This window comes from Bradyrhizobium sp. SZCCT0148 (genome assembly GCF_018129985.1).
Taxonomy (GTDB): Bacteria; Pseudomonadota; Alphaproteobacteria; order Rhizobiales; family Xanthobacteraceae; genus Bradyrhizobium; species Bradyrhizobium japonicum_H.
This window is the reverse complement of the sequence record NZ_JAFCKT010000011.1, coordinates 118,830-134,637: the sequence shown is the minus strand read 5'-3', so window position 1 is coordinate 134,637 and position 15,808 is coordinate 118,830. Positions and strand designations below refer to the sequence as shown.

The following is a 15,808-nucleotide window of genomic DNA, read 5'->3' as shown; positions in this document are numbered from 1 at the left end:
CTACGCGTCTACTGGAAGAACTTGGAGACGAACCGGCGCGCCCTTTCGCGGCGTGCCGGTCCGCTGGCGATAAATCAACGTTGGAAGTCGGCGTCCCGATCGTCGCCGCCATCGTCCATGTCGAAGGCGAAGCCGCCGCCGCCAGCTGCCTTCACGCCGCGCGACGGCTTGGCGTAGACGACCTTCCTGGCCGGACGCTCGACGGCCGCCATGGTGGCCGCCTTCGCGCGCAACTGGCTGACGGCCTTGTCGATCGGCGCCGGCGCCTGGCTCCTCGCGCCCTGCTCGATGCGGAAATACGCAATCGTGGACTGGAGCTGTTCGGCCTGCGAGGCGAGCTCCTCGGAGGTCGAGGACACCTGCTCGGACGCGCTGGCGTTCTGCTGGCCGACCTTGTCGAGTTGCTGGATCGCCTGGTTGATCTGGGCCGAGCCGACGTCCTGCTCGCGGCAGGCGGCGGTGATCTCCTCGACCAGTGCGGCGGTCTTCTTGATATCGGGAACAAGCTTGGACAGCATCGCGCCGGCTTCCTGCGCGACCTTCACGGTCTCGGATGACAGCGATCCGATCTCCGCTGCGGCGGCCTGGCTGCGTTCGGCGAGCTTGCGCACTTCGGAGGCGACGACCGCAAAACCCTTGCCGTGCTCGCCGGCGCGGGCGGCCTCGACCGCCGCGTTGAGCGCCAGCAGGTCGGTCTGCCGGGCGATCTCCTGCACGATGGTGATCTTCTCGGCGATGGTCTGCATGGCGTCGACGGCGCGGCCAACGGCGGCACCGCTGGCCTCCGCATCCTTGGCGGACTGCGCCGCGATCTTCTCGGTCTGATTGGCGTTGTCGGCGTTCTGCTTCACGTTCGAGGCCATCTCCTCCATCGAAGAGGAGGCTTCCTCGGCCGACGAGGCCTGCTCGGTCGCGCCCTGCGACAGCTGCTCGGCGCTGGCCGAAAGTTCCTGGCTGCCGGCGGAGACGTTCTGCGCCGCGGTCAGGGCTTCGGACACGATCTGGCGAAGCTTCTCCACCATGCGCTCCAAGGCGAGGCCGAGCGTGTCCTTGTCCGACAACGGCTTGGCTTCGACGGTGAGATTGCCATGCGCGATCTCATTGGCGACCGCGGCTGTGGCGTTCAGATTGGCCGTCATCGCGTTGAGGGATTTGACGAGATCGCCGATTTCGTCGTTGGCGACGTTGTCGATCTTGTGGCTGAGATCGCCGACCGCGACGGCATCTGCCAGGCCGACCGCCTTGGCCAGCGACCGGCTGATGTTGATCGAGATCCAGACTGCCCCGATGGCAGCGACGATCAGTGATACGACGACCAGGACGATAAGAACCAGCTGAGCGCGACGGCTGTCCTCCTGCGACTGAACGGCCTGCTCGGCCATCTGCCGCTTGGTGTTCGCGACATAGGCGCCCATTGCCTCCGTCGCATCCGCAACCACCTTGCGACCGTCGCCCATCGATCGCTCTGTCGCCTTCGCCTTGTCGGTCTTCGCCAGCCTGATCGTCTCCTCCTGAAAGGCATTCATCCTGGCATAGGCGCTGGCGAAATTGTCGAGCAGCTTCTTGCCGCCCTCGCTGGCGAGTGCGTAGACCTCGTCCTTGATCTTGGTGGCCTCGTCGCGCAGCTTGGCGGCATTGGCCGCGAACTCTTCGGCTTGGTGCTCGGTTCCCAGGATTGCGTTCTTTTCCGCCCGGACCTGCTGCCAGATGATCTTTTCGACTTCGGCAGCCTTCTCCATGCGTTTGGCGCGCAGCACCATGGACTCCGCGGTCGAGGCCATGTCGGACAACTTCACGTAGCTGACGGCGCCGGCCACCATGAACAGAAGGATGACGGCTCCGAAGGCGCTTGCGAGCTTTGCTTTGACGGTGAATCGCATTTCAGTCTCGTTGGTTCGAATTGGGGGAGTTACGCTCGGTCACGCTTAACTGGAATTCAGGCCGCCCGCGGCGACTCGCGCCCGTCCGGGATCTCGTCGTGCGCCATCAGCTTGGCGAGGTCGAAGATGACGACGAATTTTTCGCCTTTGCGGCCGATGCCGGCGGCGTAGTCCGATTGCCATTTGCCGCCGACCTCGGGGATCGGCTCAATGGCCTGCTCGTCGATGTCGGTGACCTCGAAGACGCAGTCGGCGACGAAGCCGACGCCGACCAGGCGGTCTTTCATCGGCACGTCGAGGATGATGATGCGGGTGGCTTCCGTGGCGGCCACGCTCGGCAGGCCGAGCTTCTTCCTGAGATCGACGATCGGATAGCCGCTGCCGCGCACGTCGATCATCCCGAGCAGGAAGTCCGGTGCGTGCGGAAGCCGGGAGATCGGCCGCATGTCGAGAATTTCGCGGACGTTGCGAATGCTGATGCCGAACGTCTCGCCGGCAAGCCCGAGCGTCAGATATTGCGAAGTTGCGGCCATGATGCGGTCCGGATTCCGAGGGTTTGGACATGAGTGCGGCCCGGCGCGAGGCCGGACCGGTTGATCAGCGCTGGAACTCGGCGTCGCGGTCGTCTTCGCCGTCGTTCATGTCGAAGGCGAAGCCACCGCCGCCGGCCACCTTCATCGGCCTGCGGGCAGGCACCGGCTTCTTCATGCCGCGATCGGCGGCCGCCATGTGCGCGGCCTTGGCCCGGAGCTGACCGACGGCGCGATCGATCGGCTCAGCCGCCGCCTTCTCCTTGCGCGCATCTTCGATCCGGAAAAACGAGATGGTGGACTGCAGCTGCTCGGCCTGCGAAGCGAGCTCCTCGGACGTCGAAGACACCTGCTCGGACGCGCTGGCGTTCTGTTGCCCAACCTTGTCGAGCTGCTGGATCGCCTGGTTGATCTGGGCCGAACCGACGTCCTGCTCGCGGCAGGCCGCAGTGATTTCCTGCACCAGCTCGGCCGTTTTCTTGATGTCCGGCACGAGCTTGGACAGCATGTCGCCGGCCTCCTGTGCGACCTTCACCGTTTCCGTCGACAGCGTGCCGATGTCGGCCGCCGCTGCCTGGCTCCGTTCGGCGAGCTTGCGCACTTCGGAGGCAACCACCGCGAAGCCTTTGCCATGCTCGCCGGCACGGGCGGCCTCGACCGCCGCGTTGAGAGCCAGCAGGTCCGTCTGACGGGCGATCTCCTGAACGATGGTGATCTTTTCGGCGATGGTCTGCATGGCCTGGACGGCGCGGCCCACGGCAATGCCGCTGGCCTCCGCGTCCTTGGCCGACTGACCCGCAATCTTCTCGGTCTGGTTGGCGTTGTCGGCATTCTGCTTCACGTTCGAGGCCATCTCCTCCATCGAGGAGGAGGCTTCCTCGGCGGACGAAGCCTGCTCGGTGGCGCCCTGCGAGAGCTGCTCGGCGCTGGCGGAGAGCTCCTGGCTGCCGGCCGAAACGTTGCTGGCAGCAGTGAGCGCCTCTTCGACGACCTGGCGAAGCCTCGCCACCATCGCGTTCAGGGATTTGACGAGATCGCCGATCTCGTCATTGCTCGAGACGTTGATCGTCTGGGTCAGATCACCGCTCGCCACGGCACCGGCGAGATTGACTGCGCGGCCAAGACCGCGCGCGATGCTGATGGAGATCCAAATCGCCGCTGCCAGACCGATCACGAGCGAGGCCACGACGGCCGAGATCAGCAGCAGCTGGGCCCGGTTGCCGTCCTGGTGCGCCTGCGCGGCCTGGTCGTTCATGTTCTTCTTGACGTTGGTAACATAAGCGTTGCCGGCCTCCATCGCCTCGCCGACAGCCTTGCGGACCTCGGTCATGGAGCGCTCGGCTGCTTTCGCCTTGTCCGTCCGCGCGAGCTTGAGGGCCTCATCCTGGGCCGCGTTCATGCGCGTGTAGGCGACACCAAAATTCTCGAGCAGCTTCTTGCCTTCGGGTGAGGCCGCAGCGTGAATCTCTTCCTTCAGCTTGAGAAGTGTCTCGCGCTGCTTGGCGATCTCGGCAAGGAAACGCTCCGCCTCGCTCTCGGGAGCGACGATGATGTTCTTCTCGGCGCGGACCTGAAGCAGAATGCCCTTTTCGATCTCGGCGGCTCGATCCATGCGACCGGCGCGCGACACCAGGCTGTCGGCGGTATCGATCATCTCGGTCAGCTTCACATAGGCGAGGCCGCCGGCCGCCATCGAGAGCAACAGGACCACGCCGAATGCACTGGCAAGCTTTGCCTTGACCGTAAATCTCATTTGCAGCCCCTAACCCCAGTCTCGCCCGAGACCCTCGTTTCAATTCAGAATGCGTTCCATGTTGGGAACGATGACGAACTCTTCGCGCCACTTCGCGATGAAGCGAATGAACTCCGGCTTCCAGTGCATGCCGACGCGCGGCGTCTGCTGCACGTCGGTCTGCGAAATCTCCGTGACCTCGTAGACCTTGTCGGCGGTGACGCCGACCAGGACCGGCTCGCCGTCGAGATCGAGCTCGATCACGACGATGCGCGTCTCGGCCGTGTCATCGAGCTGCGGCATGCCGAAGCGGATGCGCAGGTCGGCGAGCGGAATGACGTTGCCGCGCACGTTGATCACGCTGGGAACGAAGGCTCTTGCGCCCGCCACTTTGGTTACGGGGACGGGATCGATGATCTCGCGCACGAGACCGGCATCGAGAGCGAATTTCTCCTCGCCGAGGCCGATCATCACGACCTGCATCGCGTCGGCTTGCCGTTCGCCGGCCAAACCATCGTTCATCACGCCGCCTCGCTGATATGCTGCTTCTCGACCTTCGACTGCGCCAACGCGACGAGCTGCGCGACGTCGAGGATCAACGCCGCCGTGCCGTCACCCAGGATGGTCGCGCCGGAGAACATCGTGACGTCCGAATGCAGCTTGGAGAGCGACTTGATCACGGTCTGGTGGTTGCCGATGATCTGATCGGCGACCAGACCGACGTGGGTGTCGCCGGTCGAGATGATGATCGTCTTCTGGTGCCGGTCCGGCGCGCCGGATGCGTTCATGATCTCGCGCAGCCGGAGGAACGGCACGAGATTGCCACGCACGTTGAGGAAATTGCGGCCGCGGGAGCGCTCGTCCTCGGCGGTCAGCTCGATGCATTCCTCGACGGCGGACAGCGGGATGATGTAGCGGCCCTCGCCGACGCGGATCAGAAGACCTTCGATGATCGCCAGCGTCAGCGGCAGGCGCAGCGTCACGGTGGTGCCCTGGCCCGGGCGGGTCGACAGATCGATCGAACCGCGCATGTTCTCGATGGTGCGCTTGACCACGTCCATGCCGACGCCGCGGCCTGACAGCGCCGAGATGGTCTGCGCGGTCGAGAAGCCGGGATGGAACAGGAACTGGTGGATTTCGTGATCGGTGAGCACCGCGCCGGCTGCGATCAGCCCCTGCTCTTCCGCTTTCGCGCGGATGCGCGCGGTGTTGAGGCCGCCGCCATTGTCCTTCACGGTGACGAGCACCTGCGCGCCGGAATGGACGGCGGCGAGCTCGATCCGGCCCTGCTCGGTCTTGCCGTTGGCCGAGCGGGTCGCGGTATCCTCGATGCCGTGATCGATGGCGTTGCGGATCAAATGCACCAGCGGATCGGCCAGACACTCGATCATGGTCTTGTCGAGCTCGGTATCCTCGCCAGTGGTGACGAATTCGACCGGCTTCGACAGACCGCGCGACAGATCGTGGATCAGGCGGCGGAAGCGGCCGAACAGCGAACCGATCGGCACCATGCGCGCGCCCATCGTGGTGTCACGCAGAGAGGAGGCAAGGCGCTCGATTTCCTCGGCGATCATCTTGATCGAGAGATCGGAGCCGGAGGATGCGAGCTGGGTCAGACGCGCCTGCGCGATGACGAGTTCGCCGACGCGGTCCATCAACTCGTCGAGGCGCTCGGCCTGGACGCGGACGGTAGCGATGCCGCGATCGTCACGCTTGGCCTCGAGCTTCGGTTCAGGCTTTGGTTCGGACTTCGGCTCCACCTTTGGGACGGCCTGCTCTGCGACAGGCGCGGCAGCAGCCTCGACCGGCGGCGCTGGCGCAGCGGCCATCGGGGCCGGCTCCTCGTCGAGCAACTGGAACAGCGGTGCGGGCGCCGGCGCTTCGACATGCGCCAACGGCGAGAGCGTCAGCTTCATCTCGTCCGACACGAACATGAAGACGTCGTCGATCGCGTCCTTGTCGCAGGCGGCGTGCAGCTTGACGTCCCATTTCAGATAGCAGTCCTCCGGCTCCATCTCGTCGAGGAAGGGGATGCCGTCTGTGACAGGCACGACGAAGCAGGGGCCGAGCTTGCAGAGATCTTCCAGCAGGTCGAGCGGGTTCGAGCCGTTGCGGAGGATATGGGATTCGAATTCCAGATAAAGGTGCCAGCCGGCCTGCTTGCTCTCAACCGGGACGAGCGGCGGCGCCACCATTTCGGCGACGGGTGCCGCGGCCTGGTCGGGAAACACGAAGCGCTTGAGGTCGTCGAGGATGGCCTCGCCGATGATGTCGTCGGTCGACTGGGGATCTTCGATCAACGCGCGGATGTAGTCCTTGGCGGCGAGCGCGACCGAGATCAGCTCCTGGGTCGGCTTGATCTCGCCCTTGCGGACGCGGTCGAAAGCGGTCTCGAATTCGTGGGTGAAGGCGGCAACCTTGTCGAAGCCGAACATGGCGCCCGAACCCTTGATGGTATGCAGGGCGCGGAAGGCGGAATCGACCAGTTCACGGTCGTCTGGACGCTGGCCGAGGTCGAGCAGGGCCCCTTCAAGAACTTCGAAAAGCTCGCTGGCTTCCTGACGAAAGATCTCGGTCGGATCCATCGCGCTCATGCACGCACCAATTTGCCCACCACGGCGAGCAGTTGCTCAGGCTTGAACGGTTTGGTGATCCAACCGGTGGCGCCGGCGCTCTTGGCTTCCTGCTTCACCGTGTCGTTGGATTCGGTCGTCAGGAACACGATGGGCATGCCGACCGCGCTGGGCAGTTTGCGCAAAGCCCTGATCAGCTCCAGCCCGTTCATGACGGGCATGTTGAGATCGGTGATGACGAGGTCGAGCTTGCCGGCCTGGGCCTTGGCGAGCCCTTGCGCACCGTCACCGGCCTCGATCACGTTGTGTCCGGCCGGCTCGAGCACGACCTTGATCATCTGCCGGATGCTGGGCGAATCGTCGACGGTCAGAATCGTGGCCATTAGATGCCATCTTTCTTTTGCGGGAAATGCTGATCGATCATCGCCTCGCTGGTGAAGCCGGCGCGGCGAAGGGTGTTGCGAAGAGACTGTGAGAAAGCGGTCAGCACCACCGGGCGGCCCTGGGCCTGCCCCGTCTTGGCCGTCGACAGCAGGAGCTGGAGCGAGGTCACGTCCGCCTTGTCGACGCTCGAGCAGTCGATCTCGAGACGCTCCTGGCGGCCGAACGCCTCGCGAATGAGTTCATAGACATTGCGGATGGCCGCGATGCTGCAATCGGCGGGTAACCGCAACGACCACTTTGGCTCCGTGGGATTGAGCGCCATCGCTGACCCGCCTTTGCTAAAATTCCACTACTCGTTTGACGCGAATCGGGTGAGCAAACCCCTAACACGGGTATCCGTACAACTACGGGTCACATTCCCGCGGAATTCGCGCAACCGTGTGCAAGCGTGCACAGCTTGCCGATCCCCATCATGCGCGACGTGCATATCCGAGGTGCAAGCGCCCTCGTGCGACGCATTTGCTTCGCGTTAAATTCGCTCGGGTGATGCCCCGGGTTCGTGTCCTTGCCAGCGAAGATGCTCACCCAAGCGCTTCCGGTGACGACAGCCGCTCGGTCCTCAACTATCTGAAACCGTCACATCGAGGCCGAAGGCTCGGTCGAGGCCACCACCTTCCTCGATCCCGTGGAAGCGTTGTCGTGCGCGCGGAGCGCATTGTCGATCTCGTGCTGGTCGACTACGAGATGCCGCACATGGACGGCATCAGCTTCATCCGTGTTTTCCGGTCCTTGCCGGGCTGCACCGACATCCCGATCGCGATGGTCACCTCACAGCAGACCGACGACATCAAGATGGAAGCGCTGCAGGTCGGTGCAACCGACTTCCTGCCCAAGCAGCCGCAGACCCTCGAGATGACGATGCGCCTGCGGAATTTGATTCAGTTCGCGCTGGAATGAGGCGGTCGGGATCGCTGCCGGTGACCGGGCGACACCAATTCAAGAGGCGAAGGCTCCGCTCGCGCCGATCATGGGGTCGCCGCTCGAGGGCCGTTCGCCTGAGACTGTCACGGCCGGCTGATTTCGCCGTTCGGCCAAGAGCTTGGCACCCTCCTCCGTCGGCGATGAGCGGTTTGAACCACTTCCTGCTAGAGTACACCAATCATCAAAGAGTGATTCTGGTCACACTTGTCTGGGTGCCCCGACGCTAAAAGTCGCACCGGGACGGGGACCAGCAAAGCATCGGTCGAATTGAATGAGAATAGCCATGAGAAGCCTGATCGGCGCTGTTGTCGGCGCGTTCTGTATTGCGGTCCCTGCCTTGGCAGAGACGCCCGCCGCTATCGTCGAGGATGTGCAAGGCAAGGTCGATGGCGTCGAGTTCATGGACTATGTCGCTGCGGGCAAGATCATCAAGCTCGGGCCCAAGGCCAGCATTACGCTGAGCTATCTCAAATCCTGCCTGCGCGAGACCATCAGCGAGGGCGTCGTAATGGTGGGCGCCGAGCAGAGCACCGTGCAGCTCGGCGACGTGCAGCGCGCCAAGGTGCCCTGCGACACCAAGGCGGCGCAGCTCTCCGAGCGCGAGGCGAACCAGAGTGCCGCCACCACGTTCCGGACCGTGCGGTCCGACGCCAAGGCCGCTCCGTCCAAGCTGCCGACGATCTATGGCACCGCGCCCGTGATCCAGGCCAAGAGCGGCAGCACGCTGGTGATCGAGCGCACCGACGGCAAGGAACCCACGATCAGCGTTCCGCTCAAGAACGACATCATGATCCGCGGCAAATTCTATGACTTTGCCAAGGCCGGGAAGTCGCTGACCCCCGGCGGCAGCTATCTCGCGAGTCTCGGAACCAAGCGTTACACCTTCCAGGTCGACGCCAGCGCCACCGCCTCGCCGACCCCGATCATCGGCCGCCTGCTGCGGCTCGAATAGCGGACCTGGCGACGGGAGCGATGCGGCGGATCGGGGGACGGGACATCGTTGCGGCGATCCTGATTGCGCTCGTCACGGGCGTGATCTTCACGTCGCCGCCGCTGCAGACCCTGCAAGGCCTCTCGCTCGACATCCTCACGGCGATGCGCTGGAAGCTTCTCGGCGACAGCCGCGATCCTGCGACGTCGCCGGTCGTCGTCGTCGCCATCGACAGTGAAACCTACGACACACCACCATTCAAGGGATCACCGACGCAGACCTGGACGCGCGAGATCGGCCGGGTGCTCGGCAGCATCACCGAAGGCGGCGCCAAGGTGATCGGCTTCGACGTCATCTTTCCGAGCTCGATCGAGCAATCGGAGATTCCGTTTGGCGACACGGCCGTCGGCGGCCGCATGAAGGGATTCGACCGGGATTATCTGATCGCGCTGCGGCAAATCTCCGACGGCGGCAAATTGGTGCTCGGCGAGATCCTCAGCAACGACCATCCGGAAGTGCCCTATCGCGCCCAGCAAGTGGCCGTGCGCAACACTGTGCGGGCGCTCAATGTCCACACCGATCCCGACGACGTCATCCGACGAATGCCGCTGAGCTTTGCAATCGAGGGGCGGCCGGTGCCGGCAATGGCGGTCGAGCTCGCTGCACGCGCGACCGGCGCAAAGCCGAAAATTGCGCCCTCCGGCGCGACCGAATTGGCTGGCTACGCGATCCCGAGTGCCGTTCCGAATACAATGACGCTCAACTTCCGGGGACTGGGACGCGACCTCCCGACCCACTCCTTCGTCGATCTGCGCGCCTGCGTCGACAAGGGTGACCGCGACTTTTTTCGCCGCGCTTTCGACGGCAAGGTCGTGCTGCTTGGGACAGCCCTGAACTTCGAGGATCGCAAGCTCACCTCGATGCGCCTGTCCGGCGGCTACGATGGAACGCAGGCCGCACGATGCGCACTGCCGGCGCAGGCAGGCACGCCGCAGAAGGCCCGCAGCGACGTCGCGGGGGTGTTCGTCCACGCCACCGCGGTCCGAAACCTGATGGAGCACGACGCCGTAACCGAGCTCGGCTATCCGATGCGAGCCGTTCTCACGATCGCGTTCGCCGCGATCATCGCCTGCGCGGCCTGCGTGCTCGCGCCGAGCGGCGCACTGATGGCCTGGTTTGGCCTCACCCTCGCCTACACGGCCATAGCCGTCGGTGCGTTCGTCCATGCCTTGGCGCTGCCGTTGACCGAGCCGGCACTCGCCAGCCTTGCCGCACTCGCGATCATGATCGGCTATCGATTCGTGCTCGCTGACCGCGACGAGCGCTTCCTGCGCAGGAGCTTCGCCTACTATCTCGCGCCCGAGGTGATCGAGACCATGGTCGCCTCCGGCAAGATGCCGGCGCTTGGCGGCGAGATGCGCAACGTCACCATGTTCTTCTCCGACCTCAGCGGCTTCTCGTCCATTGCCGAGGCGATGACGCCGGTCGAGCTGGTGACCCTGATGAACGAATATCTGTCCGCCATGACCGACATCATCCAAAGCCACGGCGGATACGTCGACAAATATATCGGCGATTCCATCGTCGCGATGTTCGGTGCGCCGGCCGACGATCCCGCACATGCCCGCAACGCCGTTCGCGCCGCGCTGAAGTGCCATGAGAAGCTGGCGGAGCTCAATGCCGGCAATCCCGCATTCGCCGGCCACGGCCTGTCGCACCGCATCGGATTGAACAGCGGCGAGGCCGTGGTCGGCAATATCGGTTCGCGGCGTCGCTTCAACTATACCGTGATGAGCGACACCGTGAACGTCGCCTCGCGGCTCGAAGGCGCCAACAAATATTACGGCACTGCGATCATGGCCTCGGAGACGACGATGATGCAGACCGGCGACACCTTTGCCTGGCGCGAATTGGATGCAATCAAAGTGCTCGGACGCGGCGAAGCCATCAAGGTGTTCGAGCCGTTGGCCGAGAAGAGCACGGTGAGTGCGGAACAGGCGAAAGTGACGGCAACCTATGCGGAAGGGCTCGCCTGCTGGCGCGGGCGTGATTTCTTGAAGGCGGCCGATGCGTTCGGACAGATGGCAAAGGCCGATCCGGCGTCAGCTTTGTTCGCCAAGCGCGCCACGGCATTCGCTGCGAATCCACCGCCGCCGGATTGGATACCGGTCAATGCGCTGGAAGGAAAGTAGCGACGCCAGCGCCAGGCTCCGACTAGAACGGCAGTCCCACGTAATTCTCCGCGAGCAGCCGCTGCGCCGTCTCTGACGAGAGCAGATAGTCCAGCTCGGTCTGCTGAAGCCGGTCCTCGTAGTCGAGCCGGTCGGGGAACCGGTGCAGGAGCATCGTCATCCACCAGGAAAAGCGCTGCGCCTTCCAGATCCGCGCCAGTGCCTTGGCGGAATAGCCTTCGAGGCCGGAATCGTCACCGCGCTGATAATGCGCGAGCATCGCGTGGTAGAGATAGTAGATGTCGGATGCCGCGCTGTTGAGCCCGCGCGCGCCGGTCGGCGGCACGATGTGGGCCGCATCGCCGGCGAGGAACAGCCGGCCGTAGCTCATCGGCTCGGCGACGAAGCTGCGCAGCGGCGCGATGCTCTTCTCGATCGAGGGCCCCGTGATCAAACGACCGGCGACCTCGTCGGGCAGGCGCCGCTTCAGCTCGGCCCAGAACGCATCGTCGCTCCAATCCTCGACCTTGTCGGTCAGCGGCACCTGAACGTAGTAGCGGCTCAGCACCTGCGAGCGCAGCGAGCAGAGCGCAAAGCCGCGCTCATGCTTCACATAAATCAGTTCCGGCGAGACCGGCTTGGTGCGCGACAGCACCCCCAGCCAGCCGAACGGATAAACTTTCTCATATTCGCGCAGCACATCCTTCGGGATCGACTTGCGGCTGACGCCGTGAAAACCGTCGGCGCCGACGATGTAGTCGCAATCGACGCGGACCATCTCGCCGTTCGATCGATAGGTCACATAGGGACGGTCCGAGGTCAGATCATGCGGCGTCACGTCCTGCGCATCGTGCACGACCTTGCCGCCGAGGCGGTCCCGTGCCTCGTAGAGATCGCGCGTCAGCTCGGTCTGGCCGTAGACCAGCACCGAACTACCGCCGGAATGCTTGTGCAGATCGATCTTGGATAGCATGCGGTCATGGGCGATCTCGAACCCATTATGGATCTCGCCCTCGCGGTCCATCCGCTCGCCGCATTGCGCTTCGCGCATCAACTTGGCGAAGCCGTGTTCGAGCACGCCGGCACGAATGCGGGCAAGCACGTGATCCCGGCTGTACTTTTCCAGCACGACCGTGTCGATGCCCTTGAGGTGCAACAGCTGGGACAACAACAGCCCGGACGGGCCGCCGCCGATGATACAGACCTGAACTTTCATTTTTGCGTCCTCCCGTCGGCACTTTTTTGCAGATTTGGCGCCACGGACCGATGGAGGGTTTTGCCATTGTCTTGTACTATTCGAACATGAGAGGCGCAGCCCCCGCGATCCGTATCTACAATTTGTTCGGCGAGTCCGGCGACTTGCCGGACGTCGTGCATTGCGAGACCATCGCGTCCCGCTCGGTGCTGCACGACTGGACCCTGGCCGTTCACCGCCATGCCCGCCTGCACCAGGTGCTGCTGATCGAGCGCGGCGGTGGCGAGGCGACTCTCGACGGGCGGGTCTTGCCGTTGAGGCCGATGCAGATCGTCAATGTGCCTGTCGGCCACGTGCACGGCTTCCGCTTCGTGCCCGATACGCAAGGCTGGGTGCTGACCATCGCCGCGGAGATCCTGGACGAGGCGCTGCTCGCCGCCGAGGGCCTGCGCGGCGCGCTGGCCCGCTCGGCCGTGGTACGCGGTACGCCGCAGATCCGTACCACCATGAAGCAGATCTTCGCCGAACATGCCGCGCGCGAATTCGGCCGCGCGCATGTGCTGCGGGCGTTGTCGTCGGCCATGATCGGGCTGGTGGCCCGCGCGCTCACGAGCGAGAGCGGCGGCAACGGCACGGTCGAATCCAGCCTGTTCCGCCGTTTCGAGGCACTGCTGGAGCAGCATCATCTGGAACGCTGGAGCGTCGCGGACTATGCCGAGGCGCTGGCGGTGACCCCGACGCATCTCAACCGGATCACACGGGCGGCGACCGGTGATACCGCCTCGCATCTGATCCTCAACCGGCTGATCCGTGAGGCGCGACGCAACCTCGTCTACACCAATCTGCCGGTCTCGACGATCGCCTACGCGCTCGGCTTCGAGGACCCCGCCTATTTCAGCCGGGTCTACACCGCAGCCACGGGGGTCTCACCGCGCGCCTTTCGCGCGCAGCTCCATGGCGAGGAGACGTGACGCCTCACACGTCGAAGAACACCGTCTCTTCCGGCCCCTGCAAATTGATCGTGAAAGAGTACACGACCTTGCCGCCGCGCTCGCTGCGCTTGGCAACCAGCGTCGAGCGCCGGATCGGCTGTTCGATCAGATTGAGCACGGGGTCGGCGGCGTTGGCAGCCTCTTCATCCGAGAAATAGAGCCGCGTGTTGAGGCCGATGTTGATGCCGCGCGCGACGATCCAGACATTGATATGGGGCGCGCATGTTCGGCCCGCTCTGTCGGTGATCGCGCCCGGCTTGATGGTCTCGAAGGTGACGAGACCGCTCTCGAAGTCGGAGCCGGCGCGGCCCCAGCCGCGAAACTCCTGCTGCAGCGCGCCGGCCGAGCGATCGGCCGGATGGTTGTAGCGGCCGGCCGCGTTGGCCTGCCAGATCTCCAGCAGCACGTCGCGCAGCGGCGTACCTGTGCCGTCGATCACCTTGCCTTCCAGCGTGATGCGCTCGCCTTCGGTGTCCGGTGTCGTCAGGACATTCGAAAAGTTCTTCTCGAAGATGTCGAAGCCGGCCATCGCCGGGATCAGACCGATATGGACGTAGGGACCGGCGGTCTGCGAAGCGGTTTCCTTGAGATAGTTCAGCGGCTGCGGCATGTGCTCAGTTCCCCGCGGTGCGATTTTCAAAGTACGTGGAGCGCTGGCCGCGCAGCACGATGTCGAAACGGTAGGCCAGCGAATCGAACGGCGCCGAGGCGTTGAGGTCGAGCGGCGCCACGAGGCGGTCGAGTGCGTCCTTGTCCGGGATGGTGGTCAGGATCGGGCAGATCGGGATCAGGGGATCGCCCTCGAAATACATCTGCGTGATCAACCGCTGTGCAAAGCCCGAACCGAACACCGAGAAGTGGATGTGGGCCGGACGCCAGCTGTTGACGTAGTTGCGCCAGGGATAAGGCCCCGGCTTCACGGTGCGGAAATAGTAGTAGCCGGTGTCGTCGGTCAGTGCGCGCCCGCAGCCGCCGAAATTCGGGTCGATCGGCGCCAGATAGGTGTCCTTCTTGTGCCGGTAGCGGCCGCCGGCATTGGCCTGCCAGAACTCGACCAGCGTGTTCGGCACGCCGCGGCCGGTCTCGTCCAGCACGCGGCCGTGGACGATGATGCGCTCGCCGACGGGATCGCCGTCCTTGGCGTAGTTGCGGATCAGATCATTGTCGAGCGGGCCGAGATCGTTGTGGCCGAACACCGGCCCCGTGATCTCGGAGACCGAACCCTCCAGCGAGAGCAGCGACTGGCGAGGCGAGCGCAGCACCGAGGATTTGTAGCCCGGCGCATGCGCCGGCGGATGAATCGAACGATCCCGCTGGAAGAAGCCGCCGTCGCCGAGCGGCGGTGCAAGGGGCTCGGGGCGGTTGAGGCGGGGATCCTGCAAGGCTGGCGCCTGGGCATTCATCGTGTTTCTCCCTGGGGCGCCCGGTCCGGACGCGCGGCTTATCGGGAGATCATGGGCCGGTCTATTCCACAGATAAATAGATGGATTATAATGTATTGCATGAAGGAAATCGATCATTTGGCCCTCGACGGCCATGCCCTCGAACTGTTCCTCGCCGTGCTGGAGGAAGGCTCGGTCACGGCGGCCGCCACCCGGCTCGGCCTGACGCAGTCCACCGTCAGCCACGCCCTGAACAAGCTACGGCGGATCGTGGGCGATCCGCTGTTCGCCAAATCAGGCCGCGGCATCGTCGCAACCGCGCATGCGCAAGCGTTGGCCGCAAAGGCGCGCGCGCTGATCGACGAGATGCGAAGCTTCGCCGGCGGCGTCAGCTTCGAGCCGCCCCACGCGCAGCTGTCGCTGACGATCGCGGCCAACGACTTCCAGCGCGACCTGCTGCTGCCCCGGTTCTTCGATCAGGTCGCCAGCCAGGTGAAGAGCCTGAACCTGCGCGTGATCCCCTCGCAGTCGCCCTCGCCCGCGATGTTGCGCGAGAACCGCTGTGATCTCCTGATCACGCCTCTGCCGCCGTCCGGCATCGACATCGTGCAGAAGCGCCTGCTGAGGGATCATTACGTCTGTTACTTCGATCCAAAGGCGCGTCCCGCGCCGGCCAGCCGCGGCGCCTATCTCGCTGCACGCCACATCACCGTCGTCTACACCGACAACGAGCGGCTCGACTTCGACCGCCGGCTGGCGGCCAACGGTCTTCACCGCGACATCGCGATCTCGGTGCCGAGCTTTTCCGGCGTGCCGCCGTTCCTGCGCGGCTCGCAGATGCTGGCGAGCATGCCGAGCCTGCTCGCATCCGGTATGATGCGCGGCTTCGCACAAACCCGGATACCGCTGGCGTCACGCACGCGAACGCTCGCCGAGCTGCCGATGTTCATGGTCTGGCACCAGCGCTATCAGAAAGATCCGGCTCATCGTTGGGTCAGAAGCCAGCTGGAAATTGTCGCAGCGACAGCTGCGGGCGGCTGAGCCTCCGCCTCTGGGA

The 15,808-nt window shown here is 64.4% G+C and carries 14 protein-coding genes and 1 pseudogene; 5 read left to right on the top strand and 10 right to left on the bottom strand.

Going from position 1 to position 15,808, the window contains the following annotated elements; all coding sequences use genetic code 11:
• Nucleotides 1-74: 74 nt before the first annotated feature.
• The 7 genes from JQ580_RS26505 to JQ580_RS26475 all read right to left on the bottom strand — a co-directional run bounded on the left by JQ580_RS26505 (nucleotide 75) and on the right by JQ580_RS26475 (nucleotide 7,421).
• Nucleotides 75-1,880 carry a methyl-accepting chemotaxis protein gene (locus JQ580_RS26505; protein ID WP_212283159.1) on the bottom strand — a complete coding sequence of 602 codons (1,806 nt, stop codon included), beginning with the start codon at nucleotides 1,878-1,880 and terminating at the stop codon, nucleotides 75-77.
• A 56-nt stretch (nucleotides 1,881-1,936) separates the two neighbouring features.
• Nucleotides 1,937-2,413, bottom strand: coding sequence for a chemotaxis protein CheW (locus JQ580_RS26500; RefSeq protein ID WP_212283157.1), 477 nt, complete (start codon nucleotides 2,411-2,413; stop codon nucleotides 1,937-1,939).
• 64 nt (nucleotides 2,414-2,477) lie between these two features.
• Nucleotides 2,478-4,163, bottom strand: coding sequence for a methyl-accepting chemotaxis protein (locus JQ580_RS26495; RefSeq protein ID WP_212283155.1), 1,686 nt, complete (start codon nucleotides 4,161-4,163; stop codon nucleotides 2,478-2,480).
• Nucleotides 4,164-4,202: 39 nt separating this feature from the next.
• Nucleotides 4,203-4,664 carry a chemotaxis protein CheW gene (locus JQ580_RS26490; protein ID WP_199581090.1) on the bottom strand — a complete coding sequence of 154 codons (462 nt, stop codon included), beginning with the start codon at nucleotides 4,662-4,664 and terminating at the stop codon, nucleotides 4,203-4,205.
• The gene (locus tag JQ580_RS26485) at nucleotides 4,664-6,736 is read right to left on the bottom strand and encodes a chemotaxis protein CheA (RefSeq protein WP_212283153.1); all 2,073 of its coding nucleotides are present in this window, start codon (nucleotides 6,734-6,736) and stop codon (nucleotides 4,664-4,666) included. Before JQ580_RS26485 ends, JQ580_RS26490 begins: the two co-directional genes overlap by 1 nt.
• Nucleotides 6,733-7,098, bottom strand: a complete 366-nt coding sequence (locus JQ580_RS26480; protein ID WP_008142319.1) for a response regulator — start codon at nucleotides 7,096-7,098, stop codon at nucleotides 6,733-6,735. The genes JQ580_RS26485 and JQ580_RS26480 overlap by 4 nt, the downstream gene beginning before the upstream one ends.
• Entirely contained in the window at nucleotides 7,098-7,421 is a 324-nt protein-coding gene (locus tag JQ580_RS26475; protein ID WP_212283151.1) for an STAS domain-containing protein, read from the bottom strand. Before JQ580_RS26475 ends, JQ580_RS26480 begins: the two co-directional genes overlap by 1 nt.
• A 255-nt stretch (nucleotides 7,422-7,676) precedes the next feature.
• Here JQ580_RS26475 and JQ580_RS33945 point away from each other — a divergent pair.
• The 3 genes and pseudogenes from JQ580_RS33945 to JQ580_RS26460 form a co-directional block, all read left to right on the top strand.
• Nucleotides 7,677-8,041, top strand: a pseudogene (locus tag JQ580_RS33945) (response regulator); the annotation flags it as partial.
• Between the two features lie 322 nt (nucleotides 8,042-8,363).
• Nucleotides 8,364-9,032: a hypothetical protein gene (locus JQ580_RS26465; RefSeq protein WP_212283149.1), complete on the top strand. Its 669-nt coding sequence runs from the start codon at nucleotides 8,364-8,366 to the stop codon at nucleotides 9,030-9,032.
• A gap of 20 nt (nucleotides 9,033-9,052) precedes the next feature.
• Nucleotides 9,053-11,203: an adenylate/guanylate cyclase domain-containing protein gene (locus JQ580_RS26460; RefSeq protein WP_212283147.1), complete on the top strand. Its 2,151-nt coding sequence runs from the start codon at nucleotides 9,053-9,055 to the stop codon at nucleotides 11,201-11,203.
• Between the two features lie 22 nt (nucleotides 11,204-11,225).
• Here the strand turns inward: JQ580_RS26460 and pobA are convergent, their stop codons facing one another.
• A complete protein-coding gene (gene pobA / locus JQ580_RS26455) occupies nucleotides 11,226-12,398 on the bottom strand; it encodes a 4-hydroxybenzoate 3-monooxygenase (RefSeq protein WP_212283145.1) in 1,173 nt (390 codons plus the stop codon).
• Nucleotides 12,399-12,448: 50 nt separating this feature from the next.
• On the opposite strand from pobA, the gene JQ580_RS26450 reads away from it, so the two are divergent.
• On the top strand, nucleotides 12,449-13,348 hold the full coding sequence (locus tag JQ580_RS26450) for a helix-turn-helix domain-containing protein (protein WP_212283143.1): 900 nt from the start codon (nucleotides 12,449-12,451) through the stop codon (nucleotides 13,346-13,348).
• 4 nt (nucleotides 13,349-13,352) lie between these two features.
• Here JQ580_RS26450 and pcaG read toward each other — a convergent pair whose 3' ends face one another.
• Together pcaG and pcaH are read right to left on the bottom strand one after the other, a co-directional pair.
• The gene (pcaG, locus tag JQ580_RS26445) at nucleotides 13,353-13,979 is read right to left on the bottom strand and encodes a protocatechuate 3,4-dioxygenase subunit alpha (RefSeq protein WP_212283141.1); all 627 of its coding nucleotides are present in this window, start codon (nucleotides 13,977-13,979) and stop codon (nucleotides 13,353-13,355) included.
• Between the two features lie 4 nt (nucleotides 13,980-13,983).
• Entirely contained in the window at nucleotides 13,984-14,772 is a 789-nt protein-coding gene (gene pcaH / locus JQ580_RS26440) for a protocatechuate 3,4-dioxygenase subunit beta (protein WP_212283139.1), read from the bottom strand.
• 90 nt (nucleotides 14,773-14,862) lie between these two features.
• Here pcaH and JQ580_RS26435 point away from each other — a divergent pair, with 90 nt between their 5' ends.
• On the top strand, nucleotides 14,863-15,792 hold the full coding sequence (locus tag JQ580_RS26435) for a LysR family transcriptional regulator (protein WP_212283137.1): 930 nt from the start codon (nucleotides 14,863-14,865) through the stop codon (nucleotides 15,790-15,792).
• The last annotated feature ends 16 nt before the right edge of the window (nucleotides 15,793-15,808 follow it).

Excerpts from the sequence above, each read along its gene's own strand:
- JQ580_RS26435 (WP_212283137.1), top strand. The coding sequence starts at position 14,863 with ATGTATTGCATGAAGGAAATCGATCATTTGGCCCTCGACGGCCATGCC.
- JQ580_RS26495 (WP_212283155.1), bottom strand. The coding sequence starts at position 4,163 with ATGAGATTTACGGTCAAGGCAAAGCTTGCCAGTGCATTCGGCGTGGTC.
- JQ580_RS26460 (WP_212283147.1), top strand. The coding sequence starts at position 9,053 with ATGCGGCGGATCGGGGGACGGGACATCGTTGCGGCGATCCTGATTGCG.
- pobA (WP_212283145.1), bottom strand. The coding sequence starts at position 12,398 with ATGAAAGTTCAGGTCTGTATCATCGGCGGCGGCCCGTCCGGGCTGTTG.
- JQ580_RS26475 (WP_212283151.1), bottom strand. The coding sequence starts at position 7,421 with ATGGCGCTCAATCCCACGGAGCCAAAGTGGTCGTTGCGGTTACCCGCC.
- JQ580_RS26490 (WP_199581090.1), bottom strand. The coding sequence starts at position 4,664 with ATGAACGATGGTTTGGCCGGCGAACGGCAAGCCGACGCGATGCAGGTC.
- JQ580_RS26480 (WP_008142319.1), bottom strand. The coding sequence starts at position 7,098 with ATGGCCACGATTCTGACCGTCGACGATTCGCCCAGCATCCGGCAGATG.
- pcaH (WP_212283139.1), bottom strand. The coding sequence starts at position 14,772 with ATGAATGCCCAGGCGCCAGCCTTGCAGGATCCCCGCCTCAACCGCCCC.
- JQ580_RS26500 (WP_212283157.1), bottom strand. The coding sequence starts at position 2,413 with ATGGCCGCAACTTCGCAATATCTGACGCTCGGGCTTGCCGGCGAGACG.
- pcaG (WP_212283141.1), bottom strand. The coding sequence starts at position 13,979 with ATGCCGCAGCCGCTGAACTATCTCAAGGAAACCGCTTCGCAGACCGCC.
- JQ580_RS26450 (WP_212283143.1), top strand. The coding sequence starts at position 12,449 with ATGGAGGGTTTTGCCATTGTCTTGTACTATTCGAACATGAGAGGCGCA.
- JQ580_RS26465 (WP_212283149.1), top strand. The coding sequence starts at position 8,364 with ATGAGAAGCCTGATCGGCGCTGTTGTCGGCGCGTTCTGTATTGCGGTC.
- JQ580_RS26505 (WP_212283159.1), bottom strand. The coding sequence starts at position 1,880 with ATGCGATTCACCGTCAAAGCAAAGCTCGCAAGCGCCTTCGGAGCCGTC.
- JQ580_RS26485 (WP_212283153.1), bottom strand. The coding sequence starts at position 6,736 with ATGAGCGCGATGGATCCGACCGAGATCTTTCGTCAGGAAGCCAGCGAG.